Source organism: Streptomyces sp. SID12488, assembly GCF_010548275.1.
Classification (GTDB): domain Bacteria; phylum Actinomycetota; class Actinomycetes; order Streptomycetales; family Streptomycetaceae; genus Streptomyces.
Genome location: NZ_JAAGLT010000009.1, coordinates 103,324 through 120,891 on the forward strand (window position 1 = coordinate 103,324; position 17,568 = coordinate 120,891).

The 17,568-nt window shown below is 70.2% G+C and carries 13 protein-coding genes; 2 read left to right on the plus strand and 11 right to left on the minus strand.

Going from position 1 to position 17,568, the window contains the following annotated elements; genetic code table 11:
• Window positions 1-166: 166 nt before the first annotated feature.
• The 7 genes from G3I56_RS16730 to G3I56_RS16760 all read right to left on the minus strand — a co-directional run bounded on the left by G3I56_RS16730 (window position 167) and on the right by G3I56_RS16760 (window position 9,358).
• On the minus strand, window positions 167-1,474 hold the full coding sequence (locus G3I56_RS16730; protein WP_164409774.1) for a cytochrome P450: 1,308 nt from the start codon (window positions 1,472-1,474) through the stop codon (window positions 167-169).
• A 155-nt stretch (window positions 1,475-1,629) separates the two neighbouring features.
• Window positions 1,630-2,652 carry a nucleoside triphosphate pyrophosphohydrolase gene (locus G3I56_RS16735; RefSeq protein ID WP_164409775.1) on the minus strand — a complete coding sequence of 341 codons (1,023 nt, stop codon included), beginning with the start codon at window positions 2,650-2,652 and terminating at the stop codon, window positions 1,630-1,632.
• Between the two features lie 143 nt (window positions 2,653-2,795).
• On the minus strand, window positions 2,796-3,458 hold the full coding sequence (locus tag G3I56_RS16740; RefSeq protein ID WP_164409776.1) for a SurA N-terminal domain-containing protein: 663 nt from the start codon (window positions 3,456-3,458) through the stop codon (window positions 2,796-2,798).
• Window positions 3,459-3,610: 152 nt separating this feature from the next.
• Window positions 3,611-4,438: a glycoside hydrolase domain-containing protein gene (locus tag G3I56_RS16745; protein WP_164409904.1), complete on the minus strand. Its 828-nt coding sequence runs from the start codon at window positions 4,436-4,438 to the stop codon at window positions 3,611-3,613.
• Window positions 4,439-4,596: 158 nt separating this feature from the next.
• A complete protein-coding gene (locus G3I56_RS16750; RefSeq protein ID WP_203690074.1) occupies window positions 4,597-6,078 on the minus strand; it encodes a serine/threonine-protein kinase in 1,482 nt (493 codons plus the stop codon).
• A 38-nt stretch (window positions 6,079-6,116) separates the two neighbouring features.
• Window positions 6,117-6,809, minus strand: a complete 693-nt coding sequence (locus G3I56_RS16755) for a hypothetical protein (protein WP_239134936.1) — start codon at window positions 6,807-6,809, stop codon at window positions 6,117-6,119.
• A gap of 164 nt (window positions 6,810-6,973) precedes the next feature.
• Window positions 6,974-9,358 (minus strand): N-6 DNA methylase, encoded by a 2,385-nt coding sequence (locus tag G3I56_RS16760; RefSeq protein ID WP_164409778.1) that lies wholly within the window; start codon window positions 9,356-9,358, stop codon window positions 6,974-6,976.
• Between the two features lie 454 nt (window positions 9,359-9,812).
• Here G3I56_RS16760 and G3I56_RS16765 point away from each other — a divergent pair, with 454 nt between their 5' ends.
• A complete protein-coding gene (locus tag G3I56_RS16765) occupies window positions 9,813-10,622 on the plus strand; it encodes a hypothetical protein (RefSeq protein WP_164409779.1) in 810 nt (269 codons plus the stop codon).
• Window positions 10,623-10,675: 53 nt separating this feature from the next.
• On the opposite strand, the gene G3I56_RS16770 is transcribed toward G3I56_RS16765, so the two are convergent.
• Window positions 10,676-11,434, minus strand: a complete 759-nt coding sequence (locus tag G3I56_RS16770) for a GNAT family N-acetyltransferase (RefSeq protein ID WP_164409780.1) — start codon at window positions 11,432-11,434, stop codon at window positions 10,676-10,678.
• Between the two features lie 306 nt (window positions 11,435-11,740).
• Window positions 11,741-12,487 (minus strand): HNH endonuclease family protein, encoded by a 747-nt coding sequence (locus G3I56_RS16775; protein WP_164409781.1) that lies wholly within the window; start codon window positions 12,485-12,487, stop codon window positions 11,741-11,743.
• A 199-nt stretch (window positions 12,488-12,686) separates the two neighbouring features.
• On the opposite strand from G3I56_RS16775, the gene G3I56_RS16780 reads away from it, so the two are divergent.
• The gene (locus G3I56_RS16780) at window positions 12,687-12,875 is read left to right on the plus strand and encodes an Rv0909 family putative TA system antitoxin (RefSeq protein ID WP_164409782.1); all 189 of its coding nucleotides are present in this window, start codon (window positions 12,687-12,689) and stop codon (window positions 12,873-12,875) included.
• A gap of 124 nt (window positions 12,876-12,999) precedes the next feature.
• Here the strand turns inward: G3I56_RS16780 and mfd are convergent, their stop codons facing one another.
• Window positions 13,000-16,530 (minus strand): transcription-repair coupling factor, encoded by a 3,531-nt coding sequence (gene mfd / locus G3I56_RS16785; RefSeq protein WP_164409783.1) that lies wholly within the window; start codon window positions 16,528-16,530, stop codon window positions 13,000-13,002.
• A gap of 371 nt (window positions 16,531-16,901) precedes the next feature.
• Window positions 16,902-17,408, minus strand: a complete 507-nt coding sequence (locus G3I56_RS16790; protein ID WP_164409784.1) for a hypothetical protein — start codon at window positions 17,406-17,408, stop codon at window positions 16,902-16,904.
• Between the last annotated feature and the right edge of the window lie 160 nt (window positions 17,409-17,568).

Here is a 17,568-nt window from a genome sequence, read left to right on the forward strand (position 1 = left end):
ATGCCTTTCACGAGACAACTGGGGGCAGTGCGACCGGTGCCGCAAGACACCAAGGCATCGCACTGGTGCACGAACGTATCTACAGACGAACGCTTGTCACAAGTTAATGCCGCACAGATCACGTGAAGATCACTTTGCTGAGGGAGTGTCACCTTCTCGCGATCTCCTACGCCACCACCGGCGACGCGGGCCCGGCCCCAGCAACCGGCGTGAACTCGACGGGCAGGGTACGCAGTCCACGCATGATGAGCCCGCCCCGCCATCTCAACTCGGCCGGATCCGCACCGAGTTGCAGGTCGGGGAGGCGGGTGAGGAGGGTGGCCAGCGCGCTGCGACCCTCCAGGCGGGCGAGCGGGGCGCCGATGCAGTAGTGGATGCCGTGGCCGTATCCGAGGTGCTTGTTGTCCCGGCGGCCGAGGTCGAGGGTGTCGGGGTCGGCGAACCGGGCCGGGTCCCGGTCGGCGGCGGCCAGGACGACGAGGACGGGATCGCCGGCCGCGATGTCCTGCCCGCCGAGGCTGAGCGACCGGGTGGCGAACCGCCAGGTGGCCAGCTCGACGGGGCCGTCGTAGCGGAGGAGTTCCTCGATGCCGGTTTCGAGGAGGGAGGAGTCCTCGACGGCGAGGGAGGCCTGGAGGCGGGCGCGCTGTTCGGGGTGGGTGAGCAGGGCGTAGACGCCATTGCCGATCAAATTCACGGTGGTTTCAAAACCAGCGAAAAGTAGGATGAAGGCCATGGCGGCAGCCTCGTTCTCGGTGAGGTGCTCGCCCTCGTCGGAGGCGCGGATGAGCCCGGAGATGAGGTCCTCGCCGGATTCGGGTACGTCGGTCAGCGCCTCGCGCTTGCGGTGGATCAGCTCGGCGAGATAGCCCCGCATCTTCTTGACCGACCGGGCGACGCCGCCCCGGGGCCCTCCCCCGTGCCGGATCATCATCCCGGCCCAGTCCCGGAAGTCGTCCTGGTCCTCGCGGGGTACGCCCAGCAGGTCGCAGATCGCGTAGATGGGCAGCGGGAACGCGAACTCGTGGATGAGATCGGCGGAGCCGCTCGCCGCGAACTGGTCGATCAGGTGATCGGTGAGTTCCTGGACGCGGGGCGCGAACTCGGCGACCCGGCGCGGAGTGAACGCCTTGGCGACGAGCCGCCGCAGCCTGGTGTGGTCCGGCGGATCGATATTGAGCAGATGGGTCATCAGCTCGGCCTTGCGCTCACCGGGGATACCGGTCTTGCCCTTGGCGTGCGCGGGCTCGTCGTGATGCGCGGGGTTCTTGGAGAGCCGGGGGTCGGCGAGGGCCTGCTTGGCGTCGACGTAACGGGTGACAAGCCAGGCCTCGACGCCACTGGGCAACTTGGTCCGGTGCACGGGCGCGTGCTCGCGGAGCCAGGCGTAGGCGGGGTAGGGATCCGTCGCGAACTCCCAGGTGAAGAGTTCGGGGACGGGGGGTGGGGGCGTGGAGAGGGGCTGGTTGGTCACTCGGTGACGGTATCGGGAGGGCGGAGGACTTCAGCGAGGCCCTGGTCGGCGTCGAGGCGACCCCGCTCCCAGCACACCCCCAGGCCTCGACGCCGGTCCTGGGACACCTGGGACAGCGGTACTGAGCTGAGCACCGGGCCCGGCTCAGCGCACCATCACTGCTCCGCAGCCGCCCCGGCCACCCCTTCCCCCACCCGCACCGCATCCCGGTAGGCCCGCGCGGCGGCCCGCAGTGCCGCCTCCGGGTCCACTCCGTCGCGCTCCGCCCGTACCGCCATCTCCAGCAGTTCGTATCCGATGCCGTCGCCCTGGGGCAGCGGGACGTCCAGGCCTGCCGTGTGGACCCGCGACGCCAGCTTCGCGGCCAGGGCAAGGCCCGGCTGGCCCAGGGGCACGCCGTCCGTCACCGACTCCCGCTGTTTCTCGACCGCCTTGGTGCGCAGCCAGTGCTCCTTCACGTCCTCCGGTGTGGACGCCGTCTCGTCGCCGAAGACGTGCGGGTGGCGGTGGATCAGCTTGGTGACGATGCCGGCCGCCACGTCGTCGATCGAGAACGGGGCCGTGCCCTCCTCGCTGCCCTCCTCGGCGATGCGCGCGTGGAAGACGACCTGGAGCAGGACGTCCCCCAGCTCCTCGCGCAGTTCGTCCCGGTCGCCCTCCTCGATCGCCTCGACGAGTTCGTACGCCTCCTCGATGCCGTACTTCGCCAGGCCCTTGTGGGTCTGACGGGAGGACCACGGGCACTCCAGGCGGATGCGGTCCATGACCTGCACGAGGTCGAGGAGGCGGGCGCCGGGGAGGTCGTAGGAGGCGGGGAGGAGTTCCAGGTCCGGCATCCGTACGCGGCCGGAGCCGGCGAGGCGTGCCAGGCCGTCCGTGAGGGCCGGGTCGCCCTCGCCGGTCGTGACGATCACGACCGTCCGGCCGCCGGCGCAGGCGTCGAGCAGGTCCTCGGCGGTCGGGGAGGCCTCCTCGACCGCTGTGCCGGCGTCCCGCAGATACGGCAGCTGCGGATGCGTGCCGTCCGCGCACAGCACCCGGTCGGCCGCGTGCAGCACCTGCCAGGCGGGCCAGGACAGCAGGCCGGGCGCGACACGGTGGCTGGTGGTGAGCAGGACGACACGACCGGGGTCGGTCTCCGTCTCCGGAGCGGTCTCGAAGCCGCTGGTTGCGTTCACCCTCCGAACGTAACCCACGTCACCGACAGCCCCACCGGTTGTCCACAGGCCAGCACGTCCCTGTGGACACGCGCGCCCGTACGCCCGTACACGCGTACGGACAACCGTTACGCCGTGACCGTCACACCGTGGCCGTCAGGCCGTCAGGCCGTCCCCTCGGCCGTCTGCGGTGCCGTGATCTCCCGTAGCCAGGGCGTCTTCGCGTCGACGCGGCTGCTCTTCTGGACGTCCCAGCTGCCGTAGCGCGGGTTGAGGTCGACGTCGAGGGTCTTCGAGGCCTCGGACATCGCCTTCCAGAACGTGGCCTGGCCGTCCGGGGTGTTCATGTCGGCGCCGAGCGCGGCGGCCAGTTTCTGGGCCACGATCTCGGTGTGCAGGCTGTCGTCGAGCCGTGCCGGGGCGACGCCGTACTGCTGGAGCCAGGCGTCCGCCAGCGACTTCGCGCTGCCCGCCTGCTGTTCCAGGGAGGCGCGCAGGGTCTGGACGTCCTTGCGGGTCACGGTCACGCCCGCGTTCTTCGCGGCCTGATTGAGGACGCGGTCGAGGACCAGCGTGTGCAGGGTGTCGCGGGTGAGACTGCCGGTTCTGGCGACGGTCTGCGCGTACTGGGCCTGGTCCGGGGTGGCCGCCCGTTGCGCCGCGCGTACCTCGTTCACCCTGCTCTCCAGCTGCGCGACCGTGATCCGCTGCCCGCCGACGACGGCCGCCGCGCCGGGATGCGCGTCGTTTCCGCAGGCGGTGAGGAGTGGTGCCGCGGCGACGATCGCGGCGGAGAGGATGAGCGCGGTGCGACGACGGCGGTGCAAGGAAGCCTCCCGAGGAGATTGTGCGGCGATGCACAAAGTCTTGCGATGATCGATGTTAGGCAGTGGCCGGGCTCCGGCCAAGCCATTCGACCAACGATTCACCGGGACTTCGGGCACCGTCGCGCCCGCCCCGGCCGTCTCAGCCAGCGGTCTCAGCCGGTGATCGCCACCGGCGCGTCCCACGCGTTGCGGTCCACCGTGATCGTGTAACCGCCGCGCGTCTCCTTGCTGTTGACCATGTACTGGTGGGCCCGGCTGTGGTTGGTCCACTGGGTGGCGGCGAACGGCCAGTCCGCGGTGGTGGTGTTCTGCTTGTCCCACAGCGCGTACCACATGTTGCCCGGCAGGTTGGTGCGGTCGGTGGCCTGGGCGATCGCCTTCGCGCTGGAGCTGGTGAAGCCGTAGTAGCCGGTGCGGTACGTCTTGGCCTGCAGCGCCTTGTTGAAGGCGCGCACGTACGTCAGTACGGCGTCGTTGCACGCCTTGTTCGTGATGTCGTACGACTCCATGTCGAGGTAGACCGGGCTGCCGGCCTTCATGCCGAGCGCCGAGGCCTTGGTCACCGCGTCCGCCGCGTCCTTCGCGCCGAGGGAGGCGGCCGTGGCGGCGGTGAGCTTCTCGGGGCTGGAGCCGGTCTGGCAGAAGGGCTGGGCGCCGACGTACAGGGGGATGAGTTTCCAGCCCTGTGCGCTGACCGACTTCACCCAGGCCGCGGTGAGGTTGGGCTGGGCGCAGCCGCGGTTCTTGCCGCCTATGTAGACGGCTGCGGCGCCGTAGAGGCCACCGTGCCAGGCCTTCATCGCAGCGAGGGAGGGCGCGGTGCAGGCGTCGAACGCGCGGCCGGTGTAGGTCCGTTGGGCGGGCCAGGTCGTGGCGGCCATCGAGGACTGGGCGGCGAGCCCGGCCCCGGCGACGACGGCCGTCCCGGCCACCGCCCAGGTGATGTACCTGCGCTTCTTGGACTGCCGGTGACTGGACACCACGTAAAACCCACCCCTGGTAACTGGTATGCGGCACGAAGCTCTGAGACGCGAAGTCTGAGACACGAAAGCAGGTCGCAACGTAACCGGCGTCATTCCTCTGTTCCGGAAACATCGGCCCCGCTGACCCACAAGATTCCCTCAAGCCACGGCAAACCCTAGCCGCGCACCTGTCCCAGCCACTCCAGGGTCCGCCGGATCTCGGCCACCAGCGGATGGCCGGGGCCGCGAAGGCGGTCCACGTCGTGGAGGAGGCGGGCGAGGGTGTCGCGGGCGGCGGTGCGGTCGCCGAGGGCGAGGAGGAGGTGGCCGATGCGGCGGCGGACGTCGAGGGCGAGTTCCGGGTCACCGGCGACGTACTGGTTCTCGTAGTACGGCAGCAGGGCGCGGTACTCGGCGAGGGCCGCCGCGGGTTCGCCGAGTTGTTCGAGGCACTGGGCGGCCTCGTAGCGGAAGCGCAGCGCCTGGGGGTCGGCCTGGCCGGCCTCGGCGGCGCGTTCGTCGGCGAGGCGGCGCAGTTCGGGCAGGGCGCGGCGGTACTGGCCGTCGTCCATGAGGGTGGCCGCGTACTGCTTGCGGAGGGTGCGGACGACCGGGGAGCGCTCGCCGTGCTGTTCGGCGGCGGCCGGCAGGATCCCGCCGAGAATGTCGACGGCCTGGGTGATGCGGCCCTCGCCGAGGAGGCGCTTGACCTCGTCGACTGCTCCGGCGACGTCGGGCCTCTCGGCCGCCGGGGCGGCCGTCGGCTGGGTGGCGGGGGTGCGGGCGCGGTCCGGCCAGGGTGCGTGCGGGCGCAGGAAGGGGCGTGTGGGGTCGAGGGGCGCCCCTGTGGGCATCCCGCGCTCCGGGAGGAGCAGCGCCAGGTGTTCGTACACCTCCTGCGCGGAGGCGGGCCGGTGCTGCGGGTCCTTGGCGAGCAGCCGCAGGACGAGCGCTTCCAGCGACTCGGGCACCTCGGGTCTGAGGCGGCGCACGGGCAGCGGCGGCTCGTACAGGTGCCGGTGCAGCACCCCGAGGGCCGTCGAGCCGGAGAACGGCACGTCCCCGCTGAGGAGTTCGTGGAGGACCACGCCGAGTGCGTACAGGTCCGTGTACGGGCCGACCGCGCCGCCCATCGCCTGCTCGGGGGCCATGTAGGCGGGCGATCCGATGGGTGAACCGGTGTGGGTGAGGCGGGTCGTGTCCGTGTCCATGACGGAGGCGACGCCCAGGTCGAGGACGGTGACCGTGCCGTCCTGCTTCACCATCACGTTGCGCGGCTTGAGGTCGCGGTGGACGATCGGCACGGCGTGCACGGCGCTCAGCACGGCGCACAGTTGCGCTGCCACGGCGACCGCCCACTGCCAGGGGTACGGGTCGTGTTCGGCGAGGTGGTCGGAGAGGTCTGCGCCGTCGACGTACTGCATGACGAGGAACAGTTCCTCGTCCTCGCTGCCCGCGTCGTGCACGGTGACGAGCCCGGGGTGGTCGACCTGCGCGGTCACCCGGCACTCGCGTACGAAGCGGCGGCGCAGTTCGTCGGCCTCCTGGCCGGCGACCTTGTCCGGCCGCAGCAGTTTCACGGCCACCCGCCGGTCGAGACGCTGGTCGTACGCCGTCCACACCTGGCCCATGCCGCCCTGTCCGATGAGCGTGGACAGTTCGTACCGGTCGGCGATGACGCGGCCCGTCGCCACGCTCACCGTCCGCCCTCATGGCTGCCGTTGGAGTTGGGGCCGGGGTTGGAGTTCGAGTTGGGGTTGCCGTTCCCATTGCCATTGCCGTTGCTGTCGTGCTTGCGCAGGTAGTCGCTGAGCTCGTCGAGTTCGGCGCGCACCTGGTCGATACGGGCGGGCGCGGGGCGCTGCGGCGGGGGCGGAACGGGGCTCTGGGCGACGGGTGGCCGGGGTGCCTGGGGCTGGGGCTGGGGTATCGGCGTGTGGGGCATGGCGGGCATGGCGGGCTGCTGCGGCCCGGTCTGCATGTTCGCGTACGGCGACGGGGGCGGATAGCCGTACCCGGGGGGCATGGTCGCGGCCCGGTGCGGCACGTAACCGGCGTACTGGCGTTGGGGGTTGTCCTGCCGTATGTCCATGACCAGGAAGTAGGTGCTGCTCAGGGCGCCCAGGATCATCACGGTGCCGAGGGCGTAGTCGCCTTTGACGTTGTTCTCAGCCACCGTGCCGACAACGCCGAAGCACACGATGGACAGGGGCAGACTCACCCAGGCCGCCACCCAGTTGAACCACCGGCCGCGCAGCAAGGCGACCCGGAACAGCGGCAGGCACGCGAAGAGGCCGCACGAGAGGAACCCGACGGCGGCGATCAGCACGCGCAGGGTGATGACGGTGCCCGCGTTCTGGGTGGGCGGCGGCGCGCCGGGGCCATACATGACTGCTCCTGGACCGGGTGATCCCGACGAGGACGGACATACGAGTGACAGGTTCGGTGTCGGGGTCCGAGCGTATAGGCCGACACCGACAACGGGTCCGGGTTGTACCGAACCGTTGTCGTCCTGCGTCGCGGTTCGTGGACCCTCGGAACGGCGTCAGCGCGTCAGTCGGGCGCGACGGTCCCGTCCGTCAGCCCGTCGTACATGCCCCGCACGAGCTGTCCGCCGAGCCTGCCCGCGTGCCGCAGGGCCTCCTCGAACTCGGCGAGCGCCCTGAACCGCGCGCCGTAGCGCCGTTGTTCGTCCAGGGGCAGCCGGGGCAGTTGCAGTCGGCGCACGTCGAGCCGGGTCGCGGTGGACGCGTAGCTGCTGGCCTGCCGGTTGTTGGCGGTGCCGCGCAGGAACCCGGCGAGGAACCACGGGTCGAGGGCAGCCGGATCGGGCCGCAGGAGGACGAGGCTGCGGCCGAGAACGGCCCCCGCGGTCGCGTCGTCGACCACGCGCGCGACGGACCCGCCGCCGAGGATCGGCACGACGACGTCGCCCGCCGCCACCCGCACGGCAGCCTCGTCGCTCTCGGGCAGCGTGCCGGAGGGAGCGGTTCCGGCGAGGACGTCCTGGTCGGTCAGCACGGGCACGCGCGCGTGGCCGCCGTTTCCGCCCGTACGCATCACCAGGGCGCCCCCGCGCGCGAGTTCACCGATGGTGATGAGCGGCCAGCGCCCGGGCTGCTCCTCGGCGTGTCCGGCGGGGGCGGGCGGAGTGAGGTCGACGGTCAGGCGCAGGGTCTCGCCGAGGCGCTCCCGTACGTCGCTCAGGTGCTCGCCGTCGCCCGCGGTGGCGGGCGGGAGGTGTCGGGCCGGGGCGAGGTCGACGTCGTCGTCGAGGAGTTCGATGACGGGCACGGAACGTGCGACTCCCGGCTGCTCGACCGCCGTACCGGCCCGCTCGAAGGGCCGCCAGGCGTCGAGAACGGCGGTGCGCACTGCCTCCCAGTCGAGCCCGCCGCGCCCGCCGTGCTCGGCGACCGTCCCCGTGTCGGCGAGCAGCACCTCGGGCTGCGCGGGCGCCTTGTCGGGCCGCCGCAGCACCCACAGGTGCAGCGGGATGTTGTACGGGGGTGCCGCGCCGACCGGCAACGCGATCACCGCGCGCAGCGCCCCGCGTCGCAGCAGATCGGCGCGGATACGGCGCCCGGAACGCCGGGACGCGGCGGCCGGCGGCATCAGCAGTACGGCGGTGCCGCCCTCCCTGAGCCGGGCGAGCGCATGCTGCACCCAGGCCAGCTCGGACTCGTTGCGGGCCGGGAACCCGTACTCCCAGCGGGCGTCGTACGCGAGTTCGTCGTGCCCCCAGTTGCGCTCGTTGAACGGGGGATGACAGAGCACGGCGTCTGCCCTGAGCCCGGGAAACGCGTCGGCGCGAAGCGTGTCCCCGGCTGCCGTGCGTACGACCACGTTCCGGCCCTGGAGCGCGAGCCGGAGGGCGGTGAGCGCGGCCAGCTCAGGGGCACTGTCCTGCCCGTACAACTCCCGCTCGGAATCGTCCCGTTCGACCTCCCGCGCCCCCCGCACCGGAATGGCGCGCAGCAGCGCACCGGTGCCACAGGCCGGGTCGAGGACGGTGCGCGCCGGGCCGGCGAGGTCCCCCATGAGCCGGGCGAGCTCGGCGGGGGTGAGCGTGTACTGCCGCGGGTTGGCGTCGAGATGCCGCCCGACCAGGAACTCGTACGCCTGCCGCGCCCCCATCTCGGCGGCGAGTTCGGCGACCCCTCGGAGGAGCGGGACGGAGGGGAGGAGTTCGGGGCCGGTGGGTGTGTGTACGGCCGGGGCGGCATGTACGGCGGAGGTGGCGCTGTCGCTGTGCACGGCGGGTGAGCTGTGTACGCGGGGCGGGACGGGGGTGGTGTGAACGCCGAGGGTGGGAGAAGCGGCGTGTACTCCGGATGTGGGCGGAGAGGCGTGTACTCCGGGCGGAGTGTTCACAGCGCCCAGGGTGTTCACGCTCTCCGGGTCGTTCACAGTCGGCGCACCGCGCCCACTCAGAGAAGTGTGAACCCCTCGAACGCCAGTCTGACTGTGAACCCCTTGTGCGGCCAGCACCGTGTGAACTCCCCGTACGGCAGGCGAAGCGTGAACGCCACGCTTCCCCGCGAGGCCGAATCGTGGGGCGATCACCTGCTCCAGCGTGGCGGGGAGTCGGGCGGCGAGGCGTTCGTCGGAGACCGCGCCGAGCTCCAGCCAGACGGTCGGGCGGTCGTGGATGAGCAGCAGGACGCAGCCCGCGTGGACAAGAGCGGTGGCCGGGCCCTCGGGGTGGCCGACGAGTTGCTGCCAGACGCGCTCCCGGAGGGGCACTTCGGCGAGTTTCCCCTGGTGGCGGAGCCAGGACTCCACCTCGGCGAGGGCGAAGGCGGGGCTGGTCTCGGTGCCGCCGACCGGCTTGGGGAAGTCGGCGTGACGGCGGCGCCAGTTACTGACGGCGGCACGTCCGACCCCCGCGAGCCGTGCGATGCCGGCGGCGGTCACTTCCGTGGCGTTGTCCTGCACGCGCCGCGCTCCCCTCGTCCCGTGCACGACCCGGGCGTTCCCGCGTTACGGCTCTGATCTCCGTACACAGCCCCGGTCATGCAGCCCTCGCTTCACTGTGACGCCGAGCATACCGACGCACGCAAGATCTACCCATTCACGGCGTGTACACAAGACATCGCGTGAATCGTGTTGACTCGGTTCACACGCTCTGTTGTTATTGACCCAGCGAACAGGCGGCACGCCGGGGAAGGCGGTCGCCCTCTTCTCTCTTGCTCCGCCTCTCTCCTGCTCCACCTCTCTTCCGCTCCATCCCTCTCCTCTCCTCTCCTCTTCTTGCCCCCAGCCGGGCGGCGGTGGCGAAGCGCCGGGGACTGCGCCACCGCCGCCCCGCTTCTCAACTCAACCCAACCCAGCTCCGCTCAGTTCAACCCAGCTCCGCTCACCACCACCACGAAAACTCGGAGGAACTCCCATGCGCCGAAGCACACTTGCCGCTCTCTGTCTCACCGCTGTCGCCGTCGCCGGGGTCGCCGGCTGCCAGACCGGCGAGAACAAGGCTTCCGACAAGACGACTGGTAAAACCGCGGACAGGACGACGGACAAGACGGCCGCCAAACCGAAGGACCCGTTCGCCGGACTGACCGGCGGTGAGATAGCCGATCGGGCACTGAAGGCGACCTCGGGTGCCTCGTCGCTCCGTATGACAGGCGATGTGCCGGACGACGAGAGCAGCGGGACGATCCGGATCGACATGGCCCTCGACAAGCGGGGCGACTGCACCGGGACGATGAGCATGAACGGTGAGGGCAAGGCCGATCTGGTGAAGTCCGGCACCACCCTCTACATGAAGTACGACGAGAAGTTCCTGCGGGCGCAGAGCGGGGGCTCGTCGAAGGAGGAGACCGACGGGGTCGTGGCCATGCTGGCCGGAAAGTGGACCAAGATGTCCACGACCGGCTCCGATGCCAAGGACATCGCGGGCTTCTGCGACCTGGACAGCGCGCTCGCCGAGATCAAGGACACGGGGTCGGGGGCCGGCTCCAACGTGACGCGCGGTGCCGCGACGACCGTCGGCGGTGTGCCTGCCGTCCTCGTCACGGAGAAGGACGGCAAGGACACGTACACGATGTACGTCGCCAGTAAGGGCAAGCCCTATCTGCTGCGGGTCGACAGCAAGTCCGCGAAGGACCCGGGAACCGTCGTCTTCAGCGACTACGACAAGCCCGTCTCGGCCCAAAAGCCCAGCGGCGGGGTCCTCGACCTGGACGCACTGGGCGGCTGAGCCCGGCCGCCGGACCACCGGAGGGCTGGATCACCGGAGGGCTGGATCACCGGTCACAAGGTGTGCCGCATCCACACGTTGGGCTCGACGTAGACCGCGTACCCGTGTTCCACGTCGCACCGCACCGGTGTCAGCGCCCCGGGTACCTCCACCTCACCGTCGCTGTCGAAGGGCAGGCCCGTCCAGGCGCGCCACTCCTCCAGCGAGGCCGCGACGCACATGGACGCAGGCGCCACGGCGACGATCGTGGCTCCGGCCCGGGCGTGCACGCGCAGCCAGGGGTCGTAGGGCAGTCCGTCCTCGCGCACCCGGTACGCGTACTCGGTGATCGGCGTCCGCGGCTCCAGGTGCTTGGCGCTGGGCCGGACCGGAGCGACGACCTCGCGGAAGCCGTGCGCGGCGGCGTTGTCCCGCATCGCCGCGAGCATGCGTGCGGACAGTCCCGTGCCCTGTGCGTGCGGGGAGACGACGATCGAGATTGCGCTCACCGTGTCCGGACGGGTACCGGCGCGCAGGTCCTGGAACGCCCACACCAGGACCTGGTCCCAGCCACGCGCGGGCAGTTCGCCCCCGCCCCGGCCGCCTCGCCCCTCGGCGGCGAGCGCGAAGGGCACGCTGTAGGCGTGCGCGACGACCTCGCCCCGCTCGTCCTCGGCGAACAGGACGTGCTCCGGGAGTTCGGTGGCGATCCGGTCGTAGTGGGCGTTGCCGGTGAAGTCGTGCTGCATCAACTCGGGCCAGGTGTCCGGCATTTCGACGACCTGGCGATACATCTCGGGGCGCTCGGCAAGGGACGAGACCTTCAGCTCCATGGGCGAAACGGTAGCCGGACCACGCGCCACACCCCAGCCCCGGACGGCACATCCGGCCTCGGGCGCAACCATCCGGCCTCGGCGCCGCCATCCAGGCCGGAGCGGCACCATTCAGCCCGAAGCGGCGCCTCTTCAGCCCCGGCGGGCACATTTCAGCCCTGGCCGGCACCATCCAGCCCGTCCGGCGATTGAGGACAAGGCCCGTTCAGGGCCGGAGCGGGGGCCTGGGGGCGGCAGCCCCCAGCAGACGCCCACACCAACACCGGTTCATCACACCAACCCCGGTTCATCCCGCCCCCGCCCCACTCAACTCGCGTGGAACCGCGCGGGCGCCTCCGTGGGGTTGCCGCCGGCCGGCAGCTTCTCCCCGCCGCACCCCGACAACACCTTCTTCATCGCGGTCTTCTCCGCCTCCGTGACCCACAGTTCGTACTTCTTCTTCACGGCGACCTGGTTGGCGACATACGTGCAGCGGTACGCCTTGTTCGGCGGCAGCCAGGTCGCCGTGTCGCCGTCACCCTTGCTGCGGTTGGTGCTCGCGTCGACGGCACGGAGGTTGAGCGGGTCGTTGGCCAGCGCTATGCGCTTGCTGTCGTCCCAGTACTTGGCGCCCTTCTGCCAGGCGTCCGAGAGCGCGACGATGTGGTCTATGTCGACCTCACTGCGGCCCCGCGCGAACGTCACGTCCTTGCCGCTGTAGGGGTCCGGATCCAGTTTCCCCGCCGACACCTTGCAACCGCCGCTGCGGAACTTCACGTCGACCAGGTCCCGCTTGAGGATGTCGTCGCGGGTGTCGCACTTGTTGGAGTCGGTGTCCGCCCACGCGGTGCCGAACCGGTCCCGGGCGTATCCCGTCTTGGGCGCCCGCCCCTTCACGGTCAGGGAGTCGACAGCCGCGAGCGCCGCACCCCCGCCACCGCCTCCCGCGCCTGCCGCGCCGCTCGCGCTCTCCTCGGGCCCGGCCGACCCCAGGGTGTCGCCCTTGCACCCACCGACGCCGAACGCCACCACGAGTACGGCGGCGACGACGCCCCCACCCCTAAGACACACCACGTTATGTCCCTCCCCAACTGCCCCGTTCACGTCCCCGCCCGCTACTGCCAGTTCCCGCACCCACCCGCGATATTCCGCCGTTCGCCAGGCTATCTGCCGCCCCCTCCCCATCTGCAGGGGCGCCCACCGGCGCTCAAGGGGCGTATTTCGCATACCGGGCGTATCGTCGTTGCTGACTCACCTCCGGAAGGAGCTCTGGATGGGCATCCTCGACAAGTTCAAGGACCAGATGCGCGGCAAGACGGGACAGAAGGTCTCCGACACCGCGGAGAAGAAGGTCAACGAGAAGACGGGCGACAAGTACACGAGCCAGGTCGACGACGCGCAGCAGCGGATCGAGGGCTCGATGGGCATGGCCCGTGATCGCGACAGGCCCGAACAGCCGTAGCCCCGGAGGTCTCTGAAGCCTGAGACAAGAACCTGAGACAAGAAAGAGAAGCCGCCCTCGACCCCCAACGGGCCATGGGCGGCTTCCTCTTGTCACTTGCTCCGCGTTGTCACTGCCTACGCGCTCACGACCCAAGGATCGAAGTCAGGAACTCCCCGGTCCAGCCGAGCAACTCCCGCCCGACCAACGGCTTTCCGCCCACCCTCGCCGTCTTGGGACGCGGTACGAGGATCTGGTGTGCGGTCGGTTTGATGACCGTGCCCGGGTAGAGGCGCTTGAGCCGCAGCTCCTGGGACTCCCTCAACTCCACCGGCGTGAAGCGGATGTTGGCACCCTGGAGCACGATGTCACCGACCCCGCAGGCCCGCGCGAGCATCCGCAGCCCCGCCACCAGCAGCAGGTTCTCGACCGGCTCGGGCAACTTGCCGTAGCGGTCGACGAGTTCCTCCCGTACGGCCTTGATGTCGGCCTCGGTGTTCGCGGCGGCGATGGCGCGGTAGGCCGCGAGGCGCAGGCGCTCGCCGGGTGCGTAGTCGTGCGGGACGTGGGCGTCGACCGGGAGCTCGATCTTGACCTCCAGCGGCGGCTCCTCCTCCACCCCGCCCTCCAGTGAGGCCCGGTAGTCCGCGACGGCCTCGCCGACCATCCGTACGTAGAGGTCGAAGCCGACTCCCGCGATGTGGCCGGACTGTTCGCCGCCGAGGAGGTTTCCGGCGCCGCGGATTTCGAGGTCCTTCATGGCGACGTACATGCCCGCGCCCATCTCGGTGTGCTGGGCGATGGTCGCGAGCCGCTCGTGGGCGGTCTCGGTCAGGGGCTTCTCCGGCGGATAGAGGAAGTACGCGTAACCGCGCTCCCGGCCACGGCCAACTCGCCCCCGCAGCTGGTGGAGTTGGGAGAGGCCGAAGTTGTCTCCGCGCTCCACGATGAGGGTGTTGGCGTTGGAGATGTCGATGCCGGACTCGACGATCGTCGTCGACACGAGGACGTCGAACCGCTTCTCCCAGAAGTCGACGACGACCTGCTCCAGCGCCTGCTCGGACATCTGGCCGTGGGCCGTCGCGATCCGCGCCTCGGGGACGATCTCCCGCAGCCGGGCCGCCGCCCGGTCGATGGACTCGACGCGGTTGTGGATGTAGAAGACCTGGCCCTCGCGCAGGAGTTCGCGGCGGATCGCGGCGCCGATCTGCTTCTCCTCGTACGGGCCGACGAAGGTCAGCACCGGGTGGCGTTCCTCCGGCGGGGTGGTGATCGTCGACATCTCGCGGATGCCGGTGACCGCCATTTCGAGCGTACGGGGGATGGGCGTCGCGGACATGGTCAGCACGTCGACGTTGGCGCGCAGCTTCTTCAGCTGCTCCTTGTGCTCGACGCCGAACCGCTGTTCCTCGTCGACGATGACAAGTCCGAGGTCCTTGAACTTGGTCTCGGCGGAGAACAGCCGGTGCGTGCCGATGACGACGTCGACCGACCCTTCCCGCAGGCCCTCCAGGGTGGCCTTCGCCTCGGTCTCCGTCTGGAAGCGGCTCAACGCCCGTACGTTGACCGGGAATTGGGAGTAGCGCTCACCGAAGGTGCCGAAGTGCTGCTGCACGAGGAGAGTGGTGGGGACGAGGACGGCGACCTGCTTACCGTCCTGGACGGCCTTGAAGGCGGCGCGGACGGCGATCTCCGTCTTGCCGTAGCCGACGTCGCCGCAGATCAGGCGGTCCATCGGGACCGTCTTCTCCATGTCGTCCTTGACCTCGGCGATCGTGGTCAGCTGGTCGGGCGTCTCCACGTAGGGGAAGGCGTCCTCCAGCTCGCGCTGCCAGGGCGTGTCGGGCCCGAAGGCGTGCCCGGGGGCTGCCATACGCGCGCTGTACAGCTTGATGAGGTCGGCGGCGATCTCCTTGACGGCCTTCTTGGCACGCGCCTTGGTCTTCGTCCAGTCGGCGCCGCCGAGCCGGTGGAGGGTGGGTGACTCACCGCCGACGTACTTGGTGATCTGTTCGAGCTGGTCGGTGGGGATGTAGAGGCGGTCGCCGGGCTGGCCGCGCTTGGCGGGCGCGTACTCGACCACGAGGTACTCGCGGGTCGCGCCCTGCACGGTCCGCTGGACCATCTCGACGTACCGGCCCACGCCGTGCTGCTCGTGCACGATGTAGTCGCCGGTTTCGAGGGTCAGCGGGTCGATGGTCTTGCGGCGCCGGGCGGGCATACGGGCGCCGTCCTTGCCGGCGGCCTTCTGCCCGGTGAGGTCGGTCTCGGTCAGCACGGCGAGCTTCAGCTTCGTGTCGACGAACCCGAAGTCGATCGAGCCGCACGCCACCTGCACGACGGAGGGCGTCAGCGAGGTCAGATCCGCCTCCAGGCGGGCCGCGATGCCTTCCCCGCCGAGCACCTCGACCGTACGGGCGGCCGGGCCGTGCGCCTCCGTGACGAACACCGTGCGCCAGCCGTCCGCGAGCCAGCCCTTGGTGTCGGCGAGCGCCTTCGCGGTGTCGCCGCGGTAGGTCTCGGGCGCGTGCATGCCCAGCTTGAGCGTGTCCGAGTCCAGTTCCTCGTCGGCGGCGAAGGGCGACACCGACCACCACATCATGTCCAGCTCGCGTGCCCGGTCCCGGACGTCGGCGATGGACCACAGGGAGGCAGCGCCGACGTCGATGGGCGCCTCGCCGCCGCCCGCGGTGGCCGCCCAGGATGCCTGCAGGAACTCCTGGCTGGTCGCCACCAGGTCGGCGGCCCGTGTCCGTACCCGCTCCGGGTCGCACACGACGGCCATGGACCCCTTGGGCAGGACGTCGAGCAGCAGCTCCATGTCGTCGACGAGTACGGGAGCGAGGGACTCCATGCCCTCCACCGCGATCCCCTCGGCGATCTTGCCGAGCAGTTCCCCCAGCTCAGGATGTGCCTCGGCGAGCGCGGCGGCCCGCTCCCGCACCTGGTCGGTGAGCAGCAGCTCGCGGCAGGGCGGCGCCCACAGTCCGTGCGCGGCGACTTCGAGGGAGCGCTGGTCGGCGACCTTGAAGTAGCGGATCTCCTCGATGTCGTCGCCCCAGAACTCCACCCGGAGGGGGTGCTCCTCGGTGGGCGGGAACACGTCGAGGATGCCTCCGCGTACGGCGAACTCGCCCCGCTTCTCGACCAGCTCGACGCGCGAGTACGCGGCGGCGGCCAGCGCCTCGACGACCGTGCCCAGGTCGGCCGTCCGACCGGTGCGCAGGGCGACCGGCTCCAGCTCGCCGAGCCCCTTGACCTGCGGCTGGAGTACGGAGCGCACGGGGGCCACGACGACCGACACCGGCCCGGTCTCCGGGTCGTCGGGGCGGGGGTGCGTCAGGCGGCGCAGTACGGCGAGGCGGCGGCCCACGGTGTCGCTGCGGGGGGACAACCGCTCGTGCGGGAGGGTCTCCCAGGCCGGGTACTCGGCGACCGTGTCGGGCGGCAGCAGCGATCTGAGGGCGGCGGCGAGATCCTCGGCCTCACGTCCGGTCGCGGTCACGGCCAGCACCGGGCGCCCGGACTCGCGGGCCAGCGCGGCCACGGCGAAGGGGCGGGCGGCGGGTGGTCCGACCAGATCGACGTGCATACGGTTGCCGTCGCCGGCGGCCTTGACCGCTTCCGCGAGGGCGGCGTCCTTGACTACGACGTCGAGCAGACCGTGCAGGCTCATGAGGGGGCTTTCGTGAGGAGCGTGAAGGACGTGAGGGGTGGGCAACGCGAGCCGCCCGACACGTGTGACGGGCCGGGGGGTGTCCAGGGTACGACGCCGCGCGGACGGGCGCGGCGCCTGTGGACAACGTGCGCCGCACCGACCCCCTGAAACGGTCCGGACCTCGCAGCCCTGTTTCCCGCCCACCTGCCACCCGCCCCCACCGCTGCGCCGATTCCCGCTCAGTCGACTGTGGTCTCGGTGGTTGCTGCACATCACTGCTGTACCGCAGGCAAAAAAACAGGGCTCACCCGAAGGTGAGCCCTCAATGCCTCGGCGGTACCTGGCCGACGCTACAAGGCCGGTCCTCGCCTAGACGGCAGAGCCGTCCGTCAGCGGCAACCGGCCGTGGTGAGTTCTCGCACTACCTGCGATGCCCGGTTGACGATCTCACGACGCCCGGGCGGGAGGTCCTGCTCCAGGGCGATCAGAAAGGCCTCCAGCAAGAACTTCAGCATTTCTTCGCGAAGAGTCTCTTGATCGCATCCAGCAGGGATCAGCCACTCACGCTCGAAGAACAAGCGATTGTTCTCTGCCATCCCCACCGTCACGTACCGGTCCTTGCGAGCCTTGAACAGAGGGCCCTGAAGGAGATCCAGGGGCTCGCAGTCGTCGATGTGATCCGCTTCCCGCTCGTCGATCGGTGCGTAGATCCAGATCGAAAACCGCTCCGGTACATAGCCCAGGGCTCGCCAGAAGATGTGGTTCGCATCTGGACTCTTGAGCACACCCAGCGTCGGCACACCGTTGAACCTGTCCAGGATCTCGACTCGCTCGATGGCAGCATGCGGGGCCCAGGCTAGGTTGCCCAGAGTAGGCATCAAGGCTTCATCCACCACAGTCACCTCCAGCTTTGTCCTCTTCAGTGAAACATCCGTCGAACAGTTCGGCCATAGCGTCACCCCACTCCGCCGGCTCCCCTGGGGCGACCTCTGGTGGGAAGACGCTCACATGTAGAGGGTTTCCCCGAGTAGCCGAATGTACGACCCGGAAGTTACG